General features: G+C 71.4%; 20 protein-coding genes. 9 read left to right on the top strand and 11 right to left on the bottom strand.

Annotated features, from left to right (window positions below):
* Positions 1 to 43 precede the first annotated feature (43 nt).
* Positions 44 to 598, top strand: coding sequence for a MarR family winged helix-turn-helix transcriptional regulator (locus tag ABT154_RS05350; RefSeq protein WP_351853048.1), 555 nt, complete (start codon positions 44 to 46; stop codon positions 596 to 598).
* A 36-nt stretch (positions 599 to 634) separates the two neighbouring features.
* Here the strand turns inward: ABT154_RS05350 and ABT154_RS05345 are convergent, their stop codons facing one another.
* The 7 genes from ABT154_RS05345 to ABT154_RS05315 form a co-directional block, all read right to left on the bottom strand.
* Positions 635 to 1,744 carry a serine hydrolase domain-containing protein gene (locus ABT154_RS05345; RefSeq protein ID WP_351853046.1) on the bottom strand — a complete coding sequence of 370 codons (1,110 nt, stop codon included), beginning with the start codon at positions 1,742 to 1,744 and terminating at the stop codon, positions 635 to 637.
* 123 nt (positions 1,745 to 1,867) lie between these two features.
* The gene (locus ABT154_RS05340; protein WP_351853044.1) at positions 1,868 to 2,386 is read right to left on the bottom strand and encodes a hypothetical protein; all 519 of its coding nucleotides are present in this window, start codon (positions 2,384 to 2,386) and stop codon (positions 1,868 to 1,870) included.
* A gap of 80 nt (positions 2,387 to 2,466) precedes the next feature.
* Positions 2,467 to 3,225, bottom strand: a complete 759-nt coding sequence (locus tag ABT154_RS05335) for a succinate dehydrogenase iron-sulfur subunit (RefSeq protein ID WP_317874556.1) — start codon at positions 3,223 to 3,225, stop codon at positions 2,467 to 2,469.
* Positions 3,225 to 4,979 carry a succinate dehydrogenase flavoprotein subunit gene (sdhA, locus tag ABT154_RS05330; protein WP_125744985.1) on the bottom strand — a complete coding sequence of 585 codons (1,755 nt, stop codon included), beginning with the start codon at positions 4,977 to 4,979 and terminating at the stop codon, positions 3,225 to 3,227. Before sdhA ends, ABT154_RS05335 begins: the two co-directional genes overlap by 1 nt.
* A 24-nt stretch (positions 4,980 to 5,003) precedes the next feature.
* Positions 5,004 to 5,483: a succinate dehydrogenase hydrophobic membrane anchor subunit gene (locus ABT154_RS05325; protein WP_148005861.1), complete on the bottom strand. Its 480-nt coding sequence runs from the start codon at positions 5,481 to 5,483 to the stop codon at positions 5,004 to 5,006.
* A gap of 8 nt (positions 5,484 to 5,491) precedes the next feature.
* Positions 5,492 to 5,872 carry a succinate dehydrogenase, cytochrome b556 subunit gene (gene sdhC / locus ABT154_RS05320; protein ID WP_015035721.1) on the bottom strand — a complete coding sequence of 127 codons (381 nt, stop codon included), beginning with the start codon at positions 5,870 to 5,872 and terminating at the stop codon, positions 5,492 to 5,494.
* Positions 5,873 to 6,064: 192 nt separating this feature from the next.
* Entirely contained in the window at positions 6,065 to 6,577 is a 513-nt protein-coding gene (locus ABT154_RS05315) for a 2-oxo-4-hydroxy-4-carboxy-5-ureidoimidazoline decarboxylase (RefSeq protein WP_502969448.1), read from the bottom strand.
* A gap of 305 nt (positions 6,578 to 6,882) precedes the next feature.
* On the opposite strand from ABT154_RS05315, the gene ABT154_RS05310 reads away from it, so the two are divergent.
* From ABT154_RS05310 to ABT154_RS05300, 3 genes are all read left to right on the top strand, one after another.
* The gene (locus tag ABT154_RS05310; protein ID WP_351853039.1) at positions 6,883 to 8,502 is read left to right on the top strand and encodes a beta-N-acetylhexosaminidase; all 1,620 of its coding nucleotides are present in this window, start codon (positions 6,883 to 6,885) and stop codon (positions 8,500 to 8,502) included.
* Between the two features lie 130 nt (positions 8,503 to 8,632).
* Positions 8,633 to 9,232: a DUF4328 domain-containing protein gene (locus ABT154_RS05305; protein ID WP_351853036.1), complete on the top strand. Its 600-nt coding sequence runs from the start codon at positions 8,633 to 8,635 to the stop codon at positions 9,230 to 9,232.
* A gap of 75 nt (positions 9,233 to 9,307) precedes the next feature.
* On the top strand, positions 9,308 to 9,868 hold the full coding sequence (locus ABT154_RS05300; RefSeq protein WP_351853180.1) for a hypothetical protein: 561 nt from the start codon (positions 9,308 to 9,310) through the stop codon (positions 9,866 to 9,868).
* Between the two features lie 4 nt (positions 9,869 to 9,872).
* On the opposite strand, the gene ABT154_RS05295 is transcribed toward ABT154_RS05300, so the two are convergent.
* A complete protein-coding gene (locus ABT154_RS05295; RefSeq protein WP_317878854.1) occupies positions 9,873 to 10,616 on the bottom strand; it encodes a Clp protease N-terminal domain-containing protein in 744 nt (247 codons plus the stop codon).
* A gap of 374 nt (positions 10,617 to 10,990) precedes the next feature.
* On the opposite strand from ABT154_RS05295, the gene ABT154_RS05290 reads away from it, so the two are divergent.
* Both ABT154_RS05290 and ABT154_RS05285 read left to right on the top strand, forming a co-directional pair.
* On the top strand, positions 10,991 to 11,680 hold the full coding sequence (locus ABT154_RS05290; protein WP_351853032.1) for an RNA polymerase sigma factor: 690 nt from the start codon (positions 10,991 to 10,993) through the stop codon (positions 11,678 to 11,680).
* Positions 11,680 to 12,849, top strand: coding sequence for a hypothetical protein (locus ABT154_RS05285; protein WP_351853029.1), 1,170 nt, complete (start codon positions 11,680 to 11,682; stop codon positions 12,847 to 12,849). The genes ABT154_RS05290 and ABT154_RS05285 overlap by 1 nt, the downstream gene beginning before the upstream one ends.
* Positions 12,850 to 13,005: 156 nt before the next feature.
* Here the strand turns inward: ABT154_RS05285 and ABT154_RS05280 are convergent, their stop codons facing one another.
* Complete coding sequence (locus ABT154_RS05280; RefSeq protein WP_351853027.1) at positions 13,006 to 13,902, bottom strand: L,D-transpeptidase family protein; 897 nt, start codon at positions 13,900 to 13,902, stop codon at positions 13,006 to 13,008.
* 193 nt (positions 13,903 to 14,095) lie between these two features.
* Between ABT154_RS05280 and ABT154_RS05275 the strand changes: the two genes are divergently transcribed.
* From ABT154_RS05275 to ABT154_RS05265, 3 genes are all read left to right on the top strand, one after another.
* Entirely contained in the window at positions 14,096 to 15,676 is a 1,581-nt protein-coding gene (locus ABT154_RS05275) for an acyl-CoA mutase large subunit family protein (RefSeq protein WP_351853024.1), read from the top strand.
* 79 nt (positions 15,677 to 15,755) lie between these two features.
* Positions 15,756 to 16,409, top strand: a complete 654-nt coding sequence (gene leuE, locus ABT154_RS05270) for a leucine efflux protein LeuE (RefSeq protein ID WP_351853022.1) — start codon at positions 15,756 to 15,758, stop codon at positions 16,407 to 16,409.
* Positions 16,410 to 16,471: 62 nt separating this feature from the next.
* A complete protein-coding gene (locus ABT154_RS05265; RefSeq protein WP_351853020.1) occupies positions 16,472 to 17,293 on the top strand; it encodes a MerR family transcriptional regulator in 822 nt (273 codons plus the stop codon).
* 69 nt (positions 17,294 to 17,362) lie between these two features.
* Here the strand turns inward: ABT154_RS05265 and ABT154_RS05260 are convergent, their stop codons facing one another.
* Positions 17,363 to 18,679 carry an alpha-2,8-polysialyltransferase family protein gene (locus ABT154_RS05260; RefSeq protein WP_351853017.1) on the bottom strand — a complete coding sequence of 439 codons (1,317 nt, stop codon included), beginning with the start codon at positions 18,677 to 18,679 and terminating at the stop codon, positions 17,363 to 17,365.
* Positions 18,676 to 19,758: a glycosyltransferase family 2 protein gene (locus tag ABT154_RS05255; RefSeq protein WP_351853014.1), complete on the bottom strand. Its 1,083-nt coding sequence runs from the start codon at positions 19,756 to 19,758 to the stop codon at positions 18,676 to 18,678. Before ABT154_RS05255 ends, ABT154_RS05260 begins: the two co-directional genes overlap by 4 nt.
* Positions 19,759 to 19,946: the final 188 nt, after the last annotated feature.

Here is a 19,946-nt window from a genome sequence, read left to right as displayed (position 1 = left end):
AGTTCGAGGTGGATGAGCGGGAACGGCGACGTACGATCGGGCCATGGAGCCGACGGAAGCGACCGACCCCCCGGAGGCGACCCCCGCGCGGCGCGACTGGACCGACGGGCACGTCGCCCGCTGGCAGCCCGTCCTGCCCGGCCTCGACCCCGTCGTCGAAGGGGCCGTCACCCGGATGAAGAAGCTCTCCGTCCATCTGCGCCGGGTCAGGGAGCAGTCCCTCGTCGACTTCGACCTGGAACGCCACGAGTTCGACACCCTCCACAAGATCGCCGGCCGCGGTGGCAGCGCCGCCCCCTCCGAACTCGCCCAGGACCTCGACCTGGCCCCCGCCTCCGTCTCCGGCCGTCTCGAGGCCCTGGAGAAGCGCGGTTTCGTCCGCCGCACCCCGTCCACCACCGACCGCCGCCGGGTCGTCGTCGAACTCACCGGGACCGGCCGCGAGACCTGGCTCGGCGCGATGGACGTCCTGGGGGGCGAGGAGTACCGCCTGCTCGGCGTCCTCACCCCCGAGGAACGGAACCTCCTCAACGACATGCTCCGCCGGGTCATGATCGAGGCGGAGTCCACCGAACCACCCCACTCCTGGCACGGCTGACGCCCCGGCCCGGACCGACGCCCGCGCCCGGGCCGTTCAGGCCCAGACCGCCCTCCCGGCGGCCCCCGCGCCGCCCCCTACGACGACACCCCCGAACGCGGCGCCCACGATCCGCACGGCGCGGGCCGTCTCTCCCTCCGGGTCCGTGCCGGTCGGCAGCATGGAGTACACGAGCACCCGTCCCAGGTCCGGCGTCGCGAACACCCCGCTCGCGTACCCGTGGTTCGAGCCCGTCTTGCCCCAGACCGTCGGCCCGTCGCCGGGCAGCCGGAACCGGTTCAGCCCGCCGTAGCTGAACGCGGCACCGGGTATCTCCGGCGTCACGAACAACAGCCCCCGCTCGGCCGGCCGCAGCAGCCGCCCCCCGGTCAGCTCGGTGAAGAAGCGCTCCAGGTCCGAGGCGCGGGAGACGATCCCGCCCTCCGCCCACGCCCAGTCCTCGGCCGGCAGTGAGGTGTGGCGCAGCCCGAGCGGGCGCACGATCCGGGCGTCGAGCTCCTCCGCGTACGACCGGCCGGTCACCTTCTCGATCACCATGCCGGCCAGGAAGTAGTTGATGCCGTTGTACTGGACGGCGGCCCCCGGGGTCGTAGGGGTGCCGCAGGAGACCGCGGAGGTCACCACCTCGGCGGGAGTGCCCGGCCGTACGCAACGCGGCTTCTGGAGGCCGCTGGTGTGGCTGAGCAGCTGCCCGACGGTGATCGGCTCGTAGGTGTCGGGCAACAGGCCGGGCAGCAGCTCCTGGACGGTGTCGTCCAGGGAGAGCCTGCCCTCGCCGACGAGCTGGAGCGCTATCGCGGCGGTGAAGAGCTTGGTGACGCTGCCGACGGCGAACTCCTCGTCGACCGGTGCCGTCCACTCCCCGGCGGTCCCTCTCCAGCGCCCCTCGCGCCCGGTGACCCGCGCCATCGCACCCCGTATGGACGCGTCGGGCAGCCCGGCCAGCGCGTCCCGCAGGGCGGCCGGATCGACATGCCCGCTCCGGAGGCCGCCCGCGTCGCCCGCGGCGGCAGGCGCCGTCACAGCCGCCGAAGCGCGTACCGCCGCACCCGCCGAAGGCGCGGAGGCCGAGGCCGGCACCACCGCCGCACCCGCCACCACCAGCGCCGCGACCGTCGTCGTGGCCGACCGGCAAGCTGTGCGCATCCATGAGTTCGTCATGGATCAAGCCTCCAGCGCGGCCCGCCCCCGCACCATCGGGGACGACCCCGGCCCGACCCGGGCTCCTCCCCTAGGGTCTTTCGGGCGAACCCTGGTTCCGACCCTCACTCACATGCTGAGCGACCGCGCGTAGTTGAGCTGACCCATCACCCAGTGGATGGTGTCCGGGCCCCGCGCCGGGATCATCGTCGCGTGGTGGCGACCGCCGCTGGTCACCGTGACCTGGATGAAGCCCGTCGTCGTCTTCTCCTTCATCAGCAGGAACAGCAGTCCCAGCAGACAGAAGAGGAAGAAGATGACGGCCAGCACGATCGCGACCGTGGGCATCTTCTCCTCGGTCCGCGACATGTCCATCGCGTTCCACACCGCGCCCTTCAGGGGCATCGCCCCGGCAGGCGTGATGATCTGGTCGCCGACCACGGTGATGTCACCCAGGCTCAGCAGCGGCGCCCCCGCGCCCGCCATGCCCGGCTGCGGCACCGGCAGGTGCTGCGGGGGGACGGGCACGCCCTCGGGCACGGTCGGCTGGTACGGCGGAGTCTGCGGGTAGCCGTAGCCCGGCGTCCCCGCCTGCTGGCCCGGCCCCCACTCGTAGTCCTCCGACTTGTAAGGGTTCGGATCGCTCATATCCCCGTCCTTCACAACGAAAAAGCCCGCTCCTGCACGCCGCAGCGTACAGAAGCGGGCCGAAGCACCGAACCCGGAGGTCAGAAGCGACGCGTGATCAGCGCCCGCTTGACTTCCTGGATCGCCTTCGTGACCTCGATGCCACGCGGGCACGCGTCCGTGCAGTTGAACGTCGTGCGGCAGCGCCACACGCCGTCCTTGTCGTTCAGGATCTCCAGGCGCTGCTCGCCCGCCTCGTCACGCGAGTCGAAGATGAAGCGGTGCGCGTTGACGATCGCGGCCGGACCGAAGTACTGGCCGTCGTTCCAGAAGACCGGGCAGGACGACGTGCACGCGGCGCACAGGATGCACTTGGTGGTGTCGTCGAAGCGCTCGCGGTCCTCGGCGGACTGCAGGCGCTCGCGCGTCGGCTCGTTCCCCTTGGTGACCAGGAACGGCATGACGTCCCGGTATGCCTGGAAGAACGGCTCCATGTCCACGACCAGGTCCTTGAGGACCGTCAGGCCCTTGATGGCCTCGACCGTGATCGGCTTCTCGGGGTTGATGTCCTTGATCAGCGTCTTGCAGGCGAGCCTGTTCTTGCCGTTGATCCGCATCGCGTCCGAGCCGCAGATGCCGTGCGCGCACGAGCGACGGAAGGTCAGCGTGCCGTCGACGTCCCACTTGATCTTGTGGAGGGCGTCGAGCACACGCTCCTTCGGGTCGATGTCGATCTGGAAGTCCTCCCAGACCGACGCGTCCGACACCTCGGGGTTGAAGCGGCGGATCCGCATCGTGACCGTGATGTACGGGGAGGCGGCGGACTCCGCCTCGACCTTGTCCAGTACGGGGGTAGCCATCAGTACTTACGCTCCATCGGCTGGTAGCGGGTCTGGACGACCGGCTTGTAGTCGAGACGGACGGTCTCGGAGCCGTCCTCGCCGACCTCGCGGTACGCCATGGTGTGGCGCATGAAGTTGACGTCGTCGCGGTTGGGGTAGTCCTCGCGGTAGTGACCGCCGCGGGACTCCTTGCGCGCCAGGGCCGAGACGGCCATGACCTCGGCCAGTTCGAGCAGGTTGCCCAGCTCGATGGCCTCCAGGAGGTCCGTGTTGAAGCGCTTGCCCTTGTCCTGGATGGACACGTTCTCGTAGCGCTCGCGCAGCTCGGCGATCTTCTCGACGGCCGTCTTGATGGTCTGCTCCGTACGGAACACCATCACGTTGGCGTCCATCGTCTCCTGGAGCTCACGGCGGATGTCGGCGACCCGCTCGTGACCCGTGGAGTTGCGCAGCTTCTCGATCGTCGCGACGACGAGGGACTCCGGGTTCTCCGGCAGCTCGACGTAGTCGTGCTTGGCGGAGTACTCGGCCGCGGCGATGCCGGAGCGCTTGCCGAAGACGTTGATGTCGAGCAGCGAGTTCGTGCCCAGACGGTTGGCGCCGTGCACGGAGACACAGGCGACCTCGCCGGCCGCGTACAGGCCCGGGACGACGGTGGTGTTGTCGCTGAGGACCTCGCCCTCGACGTTGGTCGGGATGCCGCCCATGGCGTAGTGCGCGGTGGGCTGGATCGGGATCGGGTCCGTGTACGGCTCGATGCCGAGGTACGTACGGGCGAACTCGGTGATGTCCGGGAGCTTGGCGTCCAGCTGCTCCGGCGGGAGGTGCGTCAGGTCCAGGTAGACGTGGTCGCCCTCGGGACCGCAGCCGCGGCCCTCGCGGATCTCCGTGTAGATGGAGCGGGAGACGACGTCACGGGACGCGAGGTCCTTCATGACCGGCGCGTACTTCTCCATGAAGCGCTCGCCGTCCTTGTTGCGGAGGATGCCGCCCTCACCGCGGGCGCCCTCCGTCAGCAGGATGCCCATGCGCCAGATGCCCGTCGGGTGGAACTGGAAGAACTCCATGTCCTCCAGGGGCAGGCCGCGGCGGTAGCAGGCGGCCTGGCCGTCACCGGTCAGGGTGTGGGCGTTGGAGGTCACCTTGAAGAACTTGCCGGTGCCGCCGGAGGCGTAGATGACGGCCTTGGCCTGGAAGATGTGGATCTCGCCGGTGGCCAGCTCGTAGGCGACGACGCCCGCGGAGTGCTTCACACCGTCGACCTCGACGATGAGCTGGTCCAGGACGTAGAACTCGTTGAAGAACTCCACGCCCTCCTTGACGCAGTTCTGGTACAGCGTCTGGAGGATCATGTGGCCGGTGCGGTCCGCGGCGTAGCAGGACCGGCGGACCGGGGCCTCGCCGTGGTTGCGGGAGTGGCCGCCGAAGCGGCGCTGGTCGATGGTGCCGTTCGGGGTGCGGTTGAACGGCAGGCCCATCTTCTCCAGGTCGAGGACGGCGTCGATGGCCTCCTTCGCCAGGATCTCGGCGGCGTCCTGGTCGACCAGGTAGTCACCGCCCTTGACCGTGTCGAAGGTGTGCCACTCCCAGTTGTCCTCCTCCACGTTCGCCAGCGCGGCGGCCATGCCGCCCTGCGCGGCGCCCGTGTGGGAGCGGGTGGGGTAGAGCTTCGTCAGCACGGCGGTGCGGCTGCGCTTCGTCGACTCGATGGCCGCGCGCATGCCGGCGCCACCGGCGCCGACGATGACGGTGTCGTACTTGTGGATCTTCATGAGTGGATTACCTCAGCCCCGTGCCTAGCGGATGTTCGGGTCGAAGGTGAAGATCACCAGCGTGCCCAGAAGGATGGTGAACACCGTGGCGGTGTACAGCAGGCCCTTGAGCCACAGGCGCGTGTTGGCCCGCTCCGCGTAGTCGTTGATGACGGTACGGAGGCCGTTGGCGCCGTGCAGCATGGCGAGCCAGAGCATCAGCAGGTCCCAGACCTGCCAGAACGGGGACGCCCAGCGGCCGGCCACGAAGGCGAAGCCGATCTTGGAGACGCCGCCGTCCAGGAAGAGCTGGATCAGCAGGTGGCCGAGGACCAGGACGACGAGCACGATGCCCGAGAGGCGCATGAAGAGCCACGCGGCCATCTCGAAGTTGCCGCGGGTCGCGCGCGGGGTCTTGCCGGTGCGCTTGCGCGGGGCCTCGATGTACGGCGCGGGGTTGTCCACGTCGTAGTGGGCGCCGCCCTCGACGGGGCCGATCGCGGCGGAGGTCGTGTCAGCAGACATGAGTGGCGTCAGCTCCCGAACAGTTCACGTGCGGCGTGGCCGAGGACGGGGTACAGCGAGCCCGCCATCAGGACGACCCAGATGCCCACGACGGTCCAGAGCATCTGCTTCTGGTAGCGCGGGCCCTTGGACCAGAAGTCCACGGCGATGACACGGAGACCGTTCAGCGCGTGGAAGAGGATGGCGGCGACGAGGCCGTACTCCAGAAGAGCGACGATCGGCGTCTTGTAGGTCGCGACGACCTCGTCGTACGCCTCGGGGGAGACGCGGACGAGAGCGGTGTCCAGCACGTGTACGAACAGGAAGAAGAAGATGAGGACGCCGGTGACTCGATGAGCCACCCAGCTCCACATTCCTTCCCGGCCGCGGTACAGCGTTCCAGCCGGCACGGAAAAACCCTCCGGGAGCGGGGATCAGGGTCGGCCGGCTTCTCTGTCGGTTCGACCCGGCCGGGTACGGTCCACCGGCCCCGGTCATCGTAGCGACGACTTGTCGGTTCGCTCGCGCGGGGTCCATCGGTGTGATCAAACAGGCACGGACGGGCTATCGCACAGGCCGGAAACACCGTATTTCGGACGAAATCACGGTGCGGAGTGTCGCGGTGTGCGTCCTTCGACCAGCCGGAAGGCCAGGCGGGCGCGGGCGAGCCGCCGCAGTTCCTCGGCCGCGATCACTCTTTCCTCCTCCGGTTCGTTGCCGAGACGTGACCGGATGCCTGCCAATACCTGGTCGAGACGCTCGCCGGGGCGCACTCCGTCGAGGCTGATCACGAACGCGTGTCCGAAGCTGCTCTCGTACGCGGCATGGGCGGCCCGCAGCGCGGTGCGCGCCGCCGGCGGCGCGTCGGGGTGCGGCAGGGCCGAGGACTCGGCGGCCAGGGCGTCGTCGAGGTCGGCGCGGGACAGGTCGTACCCGGCCTCGTCGGCGGCGGCGAGCAGGGCGTCCACCGTCGGGTACGGGCGGTGCGCCGCCACCCGTTCGGCCCAGCGGTGGCTGTGGCAGCAGGAGAGGAGCAGGGCCTCGGCCTCGGCGGGGGAGGCGGCGTTGAAACGGGTCAGCCCGTGCGGGAAGGCGCCCTTGACCTGGGCGGGTATCGCGGGGGTGGCAGACGTGTCCGTGGAGCCCGGCTTCCGGCAGGGGACGTGGGTGTCGCTGGTCAGCGTGGGCTCCGGTACTCCGGGACGGGTGGGACGGGATCGCGCGCGGGACGGGCGCGATGGGGTGGGTGTGACGCAACGTTATCGACGGGACGAGGGAAGTGTCCGACGGATGCGCGAATTTCACCCGGAAGGGAGAGTTTCGGAACACATGATGGACGAAAGGGTTCCGGTCGTCGCTCCGCACCGTCCCGGCCCGTCCCCCGATTGGCCGGACCGCCCGCCGTACGGGAGGATTCCGAATGATGCGGTACTCCATACGAGGGCCCCACAAGGGCCCCGCACTCCTGGCGACCGCGGTGACACTGGTCACCGTGGCGGCCTGTTCGAACGGCTCCCCCTCCGGCGCGCCGTCCCCTTCCACCACCGGGAGCACGGCCACGAGCGCCGCGCCCACCAGCGCGCCGCCCAGCCCGAAGCCCACGCCGACCCGGACCTACCCCCTTTCCACGGTGCCCCGCACGGTGCCCGCGGTCCGCTCCCACGAGGCCGCCCGCGGCCCCGGCTGGAAGCCCGCCCCCACGGCCGGGGTCGTCCTCGCCCCGAACAGCGAGGGCCTCGCCGACGAGGCGAAGCTGCTCGCCGGGGAGCTCGGCGTCCCTTACCGGGGCGCCGCCGCCGCCGGGCCCGGCGACGTCGAACTGGCCCTGGGCGGGAAGGGCGCCCCCGAGTCGTACGTCCTGACCGTCCGCGACGACCGGGTCCGGATCAGCGGCCCCGACGAGGCGGGCGTCTTCTACGGCACCCGCACCCTCAAGCAGTCCGTGAAGGCCACCGGCGCGATGCCCGAGGGAACCGTCACCGACCGGCCGGCGAAGCCGCAGCGCGGACTCAACGTCGACATCGCACGCAAGTACTTCACGGCCGGCTGGATCGAGGACCGCATCCGCGAGATGGGCGACCTCAAGCTCAACCAGCTCGGACTGCACTTCTCCGACGACCAGGGCTTTCGCATCGCCTCCGACAGCCACCCCGAGATCGTCTCCGCCCAGCACCTCACCAAGGCCGAGGTCCGCCGCATCCTGGCCCTGGCCGCGAGCCGGCACGTCACCGTCGTCCCCGAGATCGACTCCCCCGGACACCTCGGTGCCGTCATCGCCGCCCACCCGGACCTCCAGCTGCGCAGCGCGGGCGGCCGGACCCCGCGCGGGGCCGTCGACATCGCGAACCCGGCCTCGGCGAAGATCGTCGACGACCTGCTGCGCGAGTACACCCAGCTCTTCCCCGGGGCGTACTGGCACCTCGGCGCCGACGAGTACGTCGCCCTGATGGCCAAGGACCCCGAGGCCACCTACCCGCAGCTCGCCCGCGCCGCCCGCGCGAAGTACGGGGCGGACGCGCGTGTCCAGGACCTGGCCACCGGCTGGCTCAACGACCGCGCCGCCGTCGTCCGCCCCACCGGCAAGACCCTCAAGGCCTGGAACGACGGCTTCTTCCCCGGCGGGGTGGTGAGCGCGGCCGGTGACATCGAGGTCGAGTACTGGACGGGCAAGGAGATCGGCGCCCGGCCGCCCGTCCCGTATCTGAGCGCGGGCCGGAAGATGGTCAACCTCAACGACGAGTACCTCTACTACGTCCTCGGCCAGCCCAACGACTTCACGTACCCCACCGGCCGCCGCATCTACGAGCAGTGGACACCGCTCGTCGTGCGCGGCACGAGTCCCGTCCCCGCGCGGTACGACTCCCAGATCCTCGGCGCCCGCTTCGCCGTCTGGTGCGACCTGTCGCGCGCCCAGACGCAGGCGCAGGTGGCGGACGGCATCCGGATGCCGCTGACGGCGCTCGCGCAGAAGGTCTGGGACCCGGCGAAACCGACGCTGACCTGGGAGCAGTTCAGGGCGCTGGCGGCGAAGGTGCGCTGACTCTTGTCGTGGACGCGACCGGCCAGGATCGCGTACGTTCCCCCGGCGGCGGCCACCCGGCCGCCGCTCGTTCCTTGGGGGGAACCGCGTGCTCACACTCAGAAATCCGAACGGTCTTTCGCATGCCGTCGTGGCCCTGCTCGCCGGAAACATCGTCTTCGACGTCCTGCTCGGCCTCGAAGAGGTCCGCTATCTGACGGCCGACGACGCGGACTCCTATGACCCGGACAGGCTCGGGACGCTCGACCTGGGCGTGCTCTACAGCGTTTCGCTGATGGTGTACCTGGCGACCGGGATCGTCTTCATCGTCTGGTTCCACCGGCTGCGGAAGAACGCCGAGGTCTGGGCCGCCGACCTGCAGACCCGGACGCCGGGCTATGCCATCGGTGGCTGGTTCATCCCGATCGCCAACTTCTGGATCCCGCGGGCGATCGCCGCCGAGATCTGGCGGGCCAGCCGCCGGGAGCCGTACGCCGCCGACGGCAGGGGAGAGCTGGCGCTGCTCAACGGCTGGTGGGTGTGCTGGACCGTCAGCACCGTGACGAACTGGGTCTCCGGCCAGATGTACGAGACGGCGGAGACCACCGGCGACTACACCACCGCCAGCCAGTGGTCCCTGGCCGGCTACGCGCTCGACATCGCCGCCGCCGTCCTCGCCGTCCTCTTCGTCCGGCGTCTGACCTCTATGCAGCACGCCAAGGCCACTGGCATGATTCCGGCCGCGCAGTGACGTAAAAGCGCCCCTCGGCGCAGTAGTGGAAGTACTGCGTCCGTATCGGGTGGCGAGGAGGCGTCGATGACGTCCGTGAGTTCGGCAACGGGCCGGAGCCTGCTGGAACTGATCGACGGGGCCGACGAGCGAGGCCTGGCCGCGGCCGGGCTCGCCTGCCTCGACCGCTGTCTGCCCCTGCTCGCCGCCGACCGGTCCGACACCCTGCGCCCCGTCTGGGCGGCCGTCGCCCGCGGTGACGGGGGCGCCTGGGGCGAGGCCGTCGCCGAGGTCCGCCTGGAGCTCGACGCCGACGGTTCGGCGGACGCCGGAGCCGTACGCGGAATGCTCGCGGACGCCCCCGCGGCCTGGACGGCCGACGCCCTGCGCGCCTGGGCCGGCGGATGCTCCGTCACCGCCCTCGCCCTGCACGCGCGGTACGACGCCGCCGGAGCCTCCGACGGCCTCGTCGAGCGCTGTCGGGCCGGGGATGCCGAGGGTGCGGGCCCGCTGCTCGCCGGGGAGCTCCGCCGTCAGCGGGCCGTCCTCGAATCGGTCGCCCACGGCCCGACCGGACTGCGCCGGGCCCGTGAGCTGTCCGTCGAGGGTGGCAGGGTGCTGCGCGCGGTCGTCTCGCGCCGGGCCCGTACCGCCTGAACCCTCAGGAACCGTCCTCCGGCGCCGCGATCGTCGCCGAGGCGATCGTCTCGGCGATCTCCCGCTCCGCCGTCGCCTTGTCGAGGCCGAGGCCGGTGAGGACGCCCTCGCCGTCCTCGTGCTCCAGGAGGGCGAGCAGGATGTGCTCGGTGCCGACGTAGTTGTGGTCGAGGCGCAGGGCCTCGCGGAACGTCAGCTCCAGGACCTTCTTCGCCGCGGCGTCGTACGGGACGAGCGCGGGCGCCTCGGCGGCGGCCGGCGGCAGGGTCGCCGTGAAGGCCTCCCGGACCTGCTCCGGGCTCACGCCCCGGGAGGCGATCCAGAGCGCCGCGAGCCCTTCGGGCTCGGCCAGCAGGCCGAGCGCCAGGTGGGCGGGGAGGATCTCGTCGTTCCCGGCGGCGGTGGCCTCGTTCTGAGAGGCCATGACCACGTTCCGCGCCCGGGGGGTGAAGCGGCTGAACCCCGCGTTCGGGTCCATCTTCTCCGCGTCCGGCTCCTTGGGCACGAAACGCTTCTGGGCCGCCTGGCGGGTGACGCCCATGCTGCGGCCGATATCGGTCCAGGAGGCGCCGGAGCGCCGGGCCTGGTCCACGAAGTGGCCGATGAGGTGGTCGGCGACATCGCCGAGGTGGTCCGCCGCGATGACGGCGCCGGAGAGCTGCTCCAGGGCGTCGGGGTGGACCTTCTTGATCGCTTCGATGAGCTCGTCGAGACGGACGGGCACCTGCAGACCGACTGGATTCGTCATGAGTGCAACCCTAGGTTGACACCTCCCTACTGTCAACCGTCAGTTGACGGTAGGGAGGTGCAGTACGCCCTGGGCAGGAGAGACGCGTGAGAAAGAGGGGGAAATGGGAGACGACCGGGGCCGCCACCCCCCACAGGAGAGGCCCCGGTCGTCATCCACGGAGCCGCAGCACGGCTCCGTACTCCTTTCAGCGCCGGGGCCACGATTTCTGTCACACCGCGCACCCCGCCCGAAGGCTGCAAGTTGCACGAAGGGCACGGATCGCGTGGACGTGGCGCCGGGACACGACGTAGCGTGCAGATGCGCGAGGCGGCGTGGCGGTGGTGACCAGCCGCGATGAAGCGACGACGCGACCGACGAACAGGGTTTGGGGAGTGCTGGGGGACGACGCGGAGCTGACGGCCGCGGTGCTCGCTGCGCAGGACGGGGACGAGAACGCCTTCCGTGCTGTGTATCGCGCCGTGCATCCACGGTTGCTCGGCTACATACGCACACTGGTCGGCGACGCCGACGCGGAGGACGTCGCCTCGGAATCCTGGCTCCAGATAACCCGCGACCTCGACCGCTTCGACGGCGACGCCGACCGCTTCCGCGGCTGGGCGGCCCGGATCGCCCGCAACCGCGCCCTCGACCACATCCGGATGCGCGGCAGGCGGCCTGCCGTCGGCGGCGACGAGACCGAGCTGACCGACAAGCCCGCCGCGTCCGACACCGCGGGAGAAGCCCTGGAGGCGCTGGCCACCGGCCGCACCATGGATCTGATCGCCCAGCTGCCGCAGGACCAGGCCGAGGCCGTCGTCCTCCGGGTCGTCGTCGGCCTGGACGCCAAGAGCGCCGCCGACGCCCTGGGGAAACGCCCCGGCGCCGTACGCACCGCCGCCCACCGCGGCCTCAAGAAGCTCGCCGAACTCCTCGGCGTCGACGACGGTGCGGCGGGCCCGGACGGCACCGACGAGCCCGCCGTATCGCTGGAAGGTGTGCCTCCGCAACGTGGCCGCGGCCTCGGCGCCGTGGCCCCCGGCGGTGTGACGCAATCTCGTCCGCGTACGCAGAAGGACATGTGATGGCCGACGAGCGGTACCAGTGGCTCGACCAGGAGGCCGCGGAGCGGCTGCTCCGCGGCGAGCCGGTCGACACGGTCGACGACCTCGCGCGGCGCCAGGCCGAACGCCTGGCCAAGGCCCTCGACACGGCCCGCACCCCGGACCTCCCGCCGGCCGTGCGCACCGGACTCCCCGGCGAGGCCGCCGCGCTCGCCGCCTTCCGGAAGACCGCCGCCGCGCGGTCCGCCGCGGCGAAGGCCGGAGCCACGACCGCCAGGACCGACCGGGTGAACCGCGCCGGCCACGCCGATCTGGGACACGTACGGCTCTCGCCCGTCACGGCCCCGGCCCGTCGCTGGGGACGCTCCGTGCGGTACGGGCTCGCCGCCGCGGTCGCCGCCGTCACGGTCGGCGGGGTCGCCGTCGCCGCGGGCACCGGCATGCTGCCGCTGGTGGGCCCCGCGCCCGCCAGCTCCGTCACGGCGGGGGAGAGCGCCGACCCGCTCGTGTCCTCGCACCCCTCGATACCCGATGACCCCGGGGCGCCCCCGGTGCGACCGGGCGGAGGCGACGGCTCGTCCGGCGCGTCCCCCTCGGCCGGTACGGGTACGAGCACCACGGCGCCGCCGACCGGAGGCCCGGACGGTCGGGGCACCGGCGGAACCCGGGCGGCCGGCGGGACCACGGCGGGCACCGGCGAGGAATCCGGGGGCACCGGCGAGGACTCCGGCGGTACGGGCAAGGACAAGGGCACGGACCCCGGCACCACGCTCGCCCGGGACAAGGCCGTCAAGGCCTGCCGGGCGTACCGCTCGGGGAAGCTCGACGCCACCGGCCGGACCCAGCTCACGGGCAGCCTGCGCAAGGGCGAGACCCTGCGCCGCTACTGCGACCGGATCCTCGGCGGCGGCAGCGGAACGGCCGCGGGGAGCGGCCAGGACGGGTCCAAGGACGACCCCAAGGACGACTCTCAGGGCGACAACGGCGACAAGGGCACAGGCAGGGACACGGACGAGCACGCGTCCGGCGGCGGCAACAGTGGCAACGGCGACAAGAACGACGGGAAGGGCAACAGCGGCAACAGCAACAGCAGCGGCAACAGTGGCCGCGCCGCCGGAACGGCCGCCGGTCTCACCGCCGTGATCCCCCTCGACATCGCCGTCACCGCGCACCCGGCGCCCTCGGTGTAACACTTCCGGGCCCGGTGACGCAGTACGGAATGCCGACTGGTCATCGGCCGCGCAGAGAGCCGGGGTTCCCCCCGTACCTTCGGCTCCGCGCACCCGGCGCGGGTGGGACACGTTCCCCCGGTCCCACCCGCGCCCTCTCCTCCTCCCCCCCCCGGATCACCAGTGGACGACGACCTTGTCGCCGATCTTCACCTGGTCGAAGAGGGCCGTGAGCTTGGCCCGGTCCCGGACGTTGACGCAGCCGTGCGAGGCCCCGTTGTAGCCCCGGGCCGCGAAGTCCGCCGAGTAGTGCACGGCCTGGCCGCGGCTGAAGTACATCGAGAGCGGCATCGGCGTGTGGTAGAGCCGGGACCAGTCCTGGCGGACCTTGCGCTCGACGGTGAAGGTGCCCTCGCGCGTCGGGGTGTTCTCCGAACCGAAGCGGACGTCCATCGACGAGACGACCCTGCCGTCGATCATCCAGGCCAGGGTCCGGCTCTCCTTGCTGACACAGAGCACCCGGCCGGTCATGCACCGGGGATCGGGGGTGTCGAGCTTGTTGGTGGTCGCGGGCCTCAGCTCGTCGGCGGTGGGCTGCTGGCTCACGTCGAGGAGCCGCCGCCAGGTCGTCTCGTCGACGGTGCCGGTCGCGGGCAGCCCCCGCCGCTTCTGGAAGGCCCTGACCGCGTTCGCCGTCATCGTGCCGTAGAACCCGGTGGGTGCCCGGTCGAAGTGGTCGAGTTGCCGCAGCCGGGCCTGGAGCTCACGGACCTGCGCGCTCTCGTCGGCGTCGTCCATCAGGATCCGGGACCCGGGCGTCCCGGTGGCCGGCGCGGTGGCTGTCGGGGACCCGGTGGGCGGGGCGGTCGTGGCCGTCGGGGACGGGGCCTTGCCGTCCCCGTCCGGGGTGCCGGTCGCGGTCGGCGAGGCGGCGGCCGATGTCCGCGCCGGTGCCTTCGCCGGACCCGCCGAGCCGCCTCCGCCACCCGCCGCCTGGGCCGTACAGCCCGCCGCGAGGGCCACCGAGACCGCTGCCAGTACCGCTCTGCGTATGACGGAAGAAGACCGCTTCATCGTTGCCCCCGGGTCGAGTCGTGTGTAGCTAGGGATGCTTCCCGCGCGTGTGCGGTTGCGCTCCCGGGAAGCGGACCGCGCAAGCTGTGAGGAAGGTCCCAGCGTGCTGCCCTCCATCGCCCGGACACCCGCGGCTACAGTCCGTCGCGAGGGTCGCTACCGCTGAGTCAACAGCTATCGGGAGGCACAACGCATGGCGCGCGAGTCGGAGTCGGGGCTGCCCGTCGAGCCGGTCTACGGACCGGACGCCCTGGACGGATGGGACCCCGCCGAGAAGCTGGGTGAGCCGGGCGCGTACCCCTTCACGCGCGGCGTGTACCCGTCGATGTACACGGGCCGGCCGTGGACGATGCGGCAGTACGCGGGCTTCGGCACCGCCGTCGAGTCCAACGCCCGCTACAAGCAGCTCATCGCCAACGGCACGATGGGGCTCTCCGTCGCCTTCGACCTGCCGACGCAGATGGGCCACGACTCGGACGCGCCGATCGCCTCCGGCGAGGTCGGCAAGGTCGGCGTCGCGATCGACTCGATCGACGACATGCGCGTCCTGTTCGACGGCATCCCGCTGGACAAGGTCTCCACGTCGATGACCATCAACGCCCCCGGCGCCCTCCTGCTGCTGCTCTACCAGCTCGTCGGCGAGGAGCAGGGCGTCCCGGCCGACAAGCTGACCGGCACCATCCAGAACGACGTGCTGAAGGAGTACATCGCCCGGGGGACGTACATCTTCCCGCCGAAGCCCTCGCTGCGGCTGATCGCGGACATCTTCAAGTACTGCCGGACCGAGATCCCCAAGTGGAACACCATCTCGATCTCCGGCTACCACATGGCCGAGGCCGGTGCCTCGCCCGCGCAGGAGATCGCGTTCACCCTCGCCGACGGCATCGAGTACGTGCGGACCGCCGTCGCCGCCGGCATGGACGTGGACGACTTCGCGCCCCGCCTCTCCTTCTTCTTCGTGGCCCGTACGACGATCCTGGAGGAGGTCGCCAAGTTCCGGGCGGCCCGCCGGATCTGGGCGCGGGTCATGAAGGAGGAGTTCGGCGCGAAGAACCCCAAGTCGCTGATGCTCCGCTTCCACACCCAGACGGCCGGCGTGCAGCTCACCGCCCAGCAGCCCGAGGTCAACCTGGTGCGGGTCGCCGTGCAGGGCCTCGCGGCCGTCCTCGGCGGCACCCAGTCGCTGCACACCAACTCCTTCGACGAGGCCATCGCCCTGCCGACGGACAAGTCCGCCCGCCTCGCCCTGCGCACCCAGCAGGTCCTGGCGTACGAGACCGACGTCACCGCGACCGTCGACCCCTTCGCCGGCAGCTATGTCGTCGAGAAGATGACGGACGACGTCGAGGCCGCGGCCCTGGATCTGATGGGCCGGGTCGAGGAGATGGGCGGCGCGGTCAGCGCGATCGAGCGCGGCTTCCAGAAGGGCGAGATCGAGCGCTCCGCCTACCGGATCGCGCAGGAGACCGACAGCGGCGAGCGGGTCGTCGTCGGCGTCAACCGCTACACGATCGACGTCGAGGAGCCCTACGAGCCGCTCCGCGTCGACCCGGCGATCGAGGCCCAGCAGGCCGAACGCCTGGCGAAGCTCCGGCGGGAACGCGACCGGTCGGCCGTGGACGCGGCGCTCGTCGAGCTGAAGAAGGCGGCCGAGGGGACGGATAACGTCCTGTACCCGATGCGGACGGCCCTCAAGGCGCGCGCGACGGTCGGCGAGGTCTGCGACGCACTGCGGGAGGTCTGGGGCACCTACGTCCCGACCGACGCGTTCTAGGCCTTCGTCGCCAGCGTTCTTCCAGGGCCGTAGACGCAGGTCACAGCGGAGTGTCGCACCCGTGTGCGACACTCCGCCCATGCTGGGTGTCACCGATCTTCCGACCTATCTCGCGGGCCTCGTCCTCATCATCCTGCTGCCGGGGCCGAACTCGCTGTACGTCCTGTCCGTGGCCGCCCGCAAGGGCACCCGGACCGGATACAAGGCCGCCGCCGGGGTGTTCACCGGCGACGCGGTCCTCATGACGCTGGCCGCGCTCGGCGCGGCCTCGCTGCTCCAGACCACGCCGCTGCTCTTCATGATCGTGAAGTACGCGGGCGCCGGCTATCTGGCCTGGATGGCCTACGGGATGCTGCGGTCCGCCTGGGCGATGTGGCGCTCGCGCGCGGAGACGGTGACCGACGAACCGGAGCCGGTACTGGCGGCGCCGGGCGAGAACCCGTACCGCAGGGCCCTCGTCATCAGCCTCTTCAACCCGAAGGCGATCCTCTTCCTGATCTCCTTCTTCGTGCAGTTCGTGGACCCGTCGTACGCCTACCCGGCCCTCTCCTTCCTGGTCCTCGGCACCCTGCTGGAGATCGGCAGCTTCCTCTACCTGACGATGCTGATATTCGGCGGGACCCGCCTCGCCTCCGCGTTCCGCCGCCGCAGGCGCCTCTCCGCCGGAGCGACCTCCGCGGCCGGCGCCCTCTTCCTCGGCTTCGCCGCGAAGCTCTCCCTCAGCAGCGCCTGACGGCCTCTCCGACCGGTCCGCTTGACCCTCACACCGTGTGAGGCCGTTCCGTAGGAGTCGTCATGTTCACCATCGGAGACTTCGCCCGGCACGGGCGGGTGTCGGTCCGGATGCTGCGTCACTACGACGCCGTCGGACTGCTGCGCCCGGCCCGGGTCGACCCGCACACGGGCTACCGCTTCTACACCGCGGACCAGCTCGCCGGGCTCAACCGCGTCATCGCTCTCAAGGACCTCGGCTTCACCCTCGAACAGGTGGGGGCCATCCTCGACGAGAAGATCGACGCGGACGAGCTGCGGGGCATGCTGCGTCTGCGCAGGGCCGAGCTGGAAGCGGCCCTGGAAGCGGCGCGGGCACGGCTCGCCCAGGTCGGCGCGCGGCTCCGAGCCATCGAGAGTGAGGGACGCATGTCCACACAGGACGTCGTCGTGAAGAAGGTCCCCGCCGTCCGGGTCGCCGAGCTGAGCGCGGTCGCCGCGAGCTTCGGCCCGGAGGACATCACCCCGGTCATCGGACCGCTGTACGAGGAGCTGTGCGGCCGGCTGGAGTCCGCCGGTGTCACCGGCTTCGGCCCGGCCGTCGCGTACTACGAGGACGCGGGCAAGGGGGACGGCTCGGTCCGGGTGCACGCCGCCACGACCGTGCCGGACGGCACGGCCGCGGAAGGTGTCGAGGTGCACGTCCTGCCCGGCATCGAGGAGGCGGCCACCATCGTCCACCGGGGTTCGATGGACGGGATCCTGCCGACCGTGCAGACCCTGGCCGCATGGATCGACACCAACGGCTACCGCTCGGCCGGCTACGCCCGTGAGCTGTACCTGGAGTGCCCGGAGGACCCGGCCGGCTGGGTCGCCGAGATCCAGGAGCCGATCGTCCGCGACTGAGCCCCCTCGCGCCTGCGGGCCCGGGACCCCCGCACGGGTTCCCGGGCCCGCCGTCTTCCGGCCGGTCCGCTACCTCTTCAGCGCCTTCCGCAGCCGCAGCGCCCGCCGCGCCAGGCGGCGGACCCCGGGGTGACGGGGGAGCGGGATGCCGCCCGGCAGGTTCAGGACGGTGAGGCGGCGGCGGGTGAAGTGGTGCCGGGTGCGCTCGGCGAGCGGGCCCGAGAGGTGCCGCACCGCGGGCTCGCGCAGGTCGGGGCGGATCTTCGGCTGCATGGCGAAGCCGACCGCCGCGACCAGGTCGTTCAGCTCCGCCGTACCGACCGTGCCCCCGTCCTCCCCGCCGTCCTCCAGGGGCGGGACGACCGCGTCGACGACGGTGAGCGGGACGCGGTTGCTGTTCTGGAAGGGGGTGAGCCGCTCCAGCAGGGCGCGCGTCCCGACCCGGGCGACCGGCAGCCCGTAGAAGGTCTTCGCGGTGAGCAGCGCCGTGGAGAAGCAGCCGACGACGAGCGCGGGCCGCAGCTCCCGGTAGAGGACCTCGGCGAGTACGGGCCGGTCCTCGACCGTCAGCTCGGCGCCGAGCGCCTCCGCCTCGCGCACCAGCGCCTTCGACCAGGCGTCGGGGGCCGTCGGGTGCGGCTTGAAGACGAGCCGGCGGTGACCCCGGGCGACCGCGCCCCGGACCATCCGCAGGTGCAGTTCCTCCTCCTCGGCGGCGGTCATCAGCTGGATCGCCGCGAGGTACTGGCCGAGGAGCAGCGCGGGCCCGTCCTCGGGTCCGGCGGCGGGCCCGGTCAGCTCGTCGACGCACGTGGTGAACGCCTCGGTCGGTACGGGCTCCGGCTCCGCCCCGAACTCGGCGAGCAGCAGCGGCGCGAGCCCGGGGACGAGGTCCAGGTGGAGCAGCCGTCCGACCCGCCCGCCGATCAGCGGGTCGATCTTGTTGCGGGTCGGCCCGTAGCTCATCAGGCCGTCCGCGTACACGGTCACCGGAGCGTCGGGCAGCAGCTGGGCGATGGCGAGCGCGGGCGTCACCTGGAGCGATTCCAGCGCGAGTTCGACGTGGTCGTCACCGAGGTCCCAGAGCGTGCGCAGATGCCGCTGGAGCATCGGGAGGTCGCTCGGCCGGGGGGTCCAGCCGGCCGGGTGGAGCGGGGAGATCGTCTCGTTCCAGGAGAGGACGGAGTCGAAGCGGCCACGCAGCCGTGCGAAGCCCTCGGCCTCGTCGAGGGGCGGGGTGGTCTCGGGGACGGCGGCGTTGTTGGTGACCAGGAGGATGCGCCGGCCGGCGGGCCGGAAACAGCCGCTGTCGAGGGCGGCGGCGAGCGTCACCGCGCCGTAGAGGGTGGAGGCGCAGAAGATCTGGGTGGTGCGGCGGGCGCTCATGCGGCCACCTCCGGGGAGGCCGAGGCGGAGGCGGAGGCGGACGTCGTGGCGGAGGCCGGACTCGTCGCCGGGCCCGAGCCGGTGGCCGGACCTGCCCCCGGACCCGGTGCCGGCGGTGGTGCCGGGCGGCGGCGGCGCAGCCTGCGCAGCATCGTCGCGCGGTCCCCGCCCATCGCCGCGAGCGCCTCGTCGAGCACGTCCTGCGGCATCCGCCGCAGCGCGCCCGCGCTCATCGCCCTCAGCTGCCGGGCCACCTCGGGCTCGAATCGTTCGATCGATCCGATGTGATGGGAAATCACCGCGCAATACGTGCGGACGGCCTTCGGGAGAAGGAGATCCGCGTCCGCGTCCTTCGCCGTTTCCTCGATCACCTGGTCGAAAGCGCGAATGAAATCCAATTGCCGCACATCACCGATCTGGGTGAGCGAGGTCGCCACCCCGCGCCGGTAGAACACACCGAGTTCACCGATCGCCGCGAAGGATTCCGCCTCGCGGTGCAGCTTCCAGATCCACGGCCGGTCCTCGGCGGTCCGCAGCCCGTGCGTGAAGTGCAGCAGCCCCCGGTCCACGAGCCGCCGGTGGTAGATCCCCGCCCAGGCGTACGGGTAGTCGACCGAGGTCGTCCGGTGCGCCGGCAGGATCGCGTCCCGGGGGTTCAGGACCTCCCCGCGCCGGGCGACCGGCGCCCTGCGCACCGAGCGGTTCCGGCCGGTGACGGAGACATGGTCGGTCCGCAGGAAGTCGCAGCCCAGCTCCTCGGCGGCGGCGACCAGCCGGGCGTAGTACCCGGGGGCGAGCCAGTCGTCCCCGTCGAGGAAGGCGATGTACTCGCCCCGGGCCGCGTCGAGCCCGGTGTTCCGCGCCGTGGCGAGACCCTCGTTCTGTTCGTGCCTGATCAGTACGGCACCCGGGATCTCGCGCGCGGCACGTTCGAGGAGCTGCGGGGTCCCGTCCGACGAGCAGTCGTCGACGAGCAGGAACTCGAAGTCCTCGCGGGCGTTGGACCGCAGGCTCGTGAGGGTGTCGGGGGCGTATGTCTGCACGTTGAAGAACGGCACGACGACGGAGAGCTTGACCACCCGGCCGACGCTAGGCGCCGACCCGGCATTCCCACCGACCGGTGGGCAGCTGTTCGGTGAACACCAGGCGGCGGGCCGCTTAACCGCCTTTCCCCCCAAGGGGAATCAGCCGCCCCGCGTCCGAATGCCGACCCACTTCAGCAGGCGGAGAGGCGCTGTTCACCGTTTGTTGTGGCTCAGTTGGGCCG

It is taken from the genome of Streptomyces sp. NPDC001728 (assembly GCF_040297565.1).
Classification (GTDB): Bacteria; Actinomycetota; Actinomycetes; order Streptomycetales; family Streptomycetaceae; genus Streptomyces.
The sequence above is the reverse complement of the archived record's forward strand: the minus strand, read 5'-3'. Positions and strand labels throughout refer to the sequence as shown.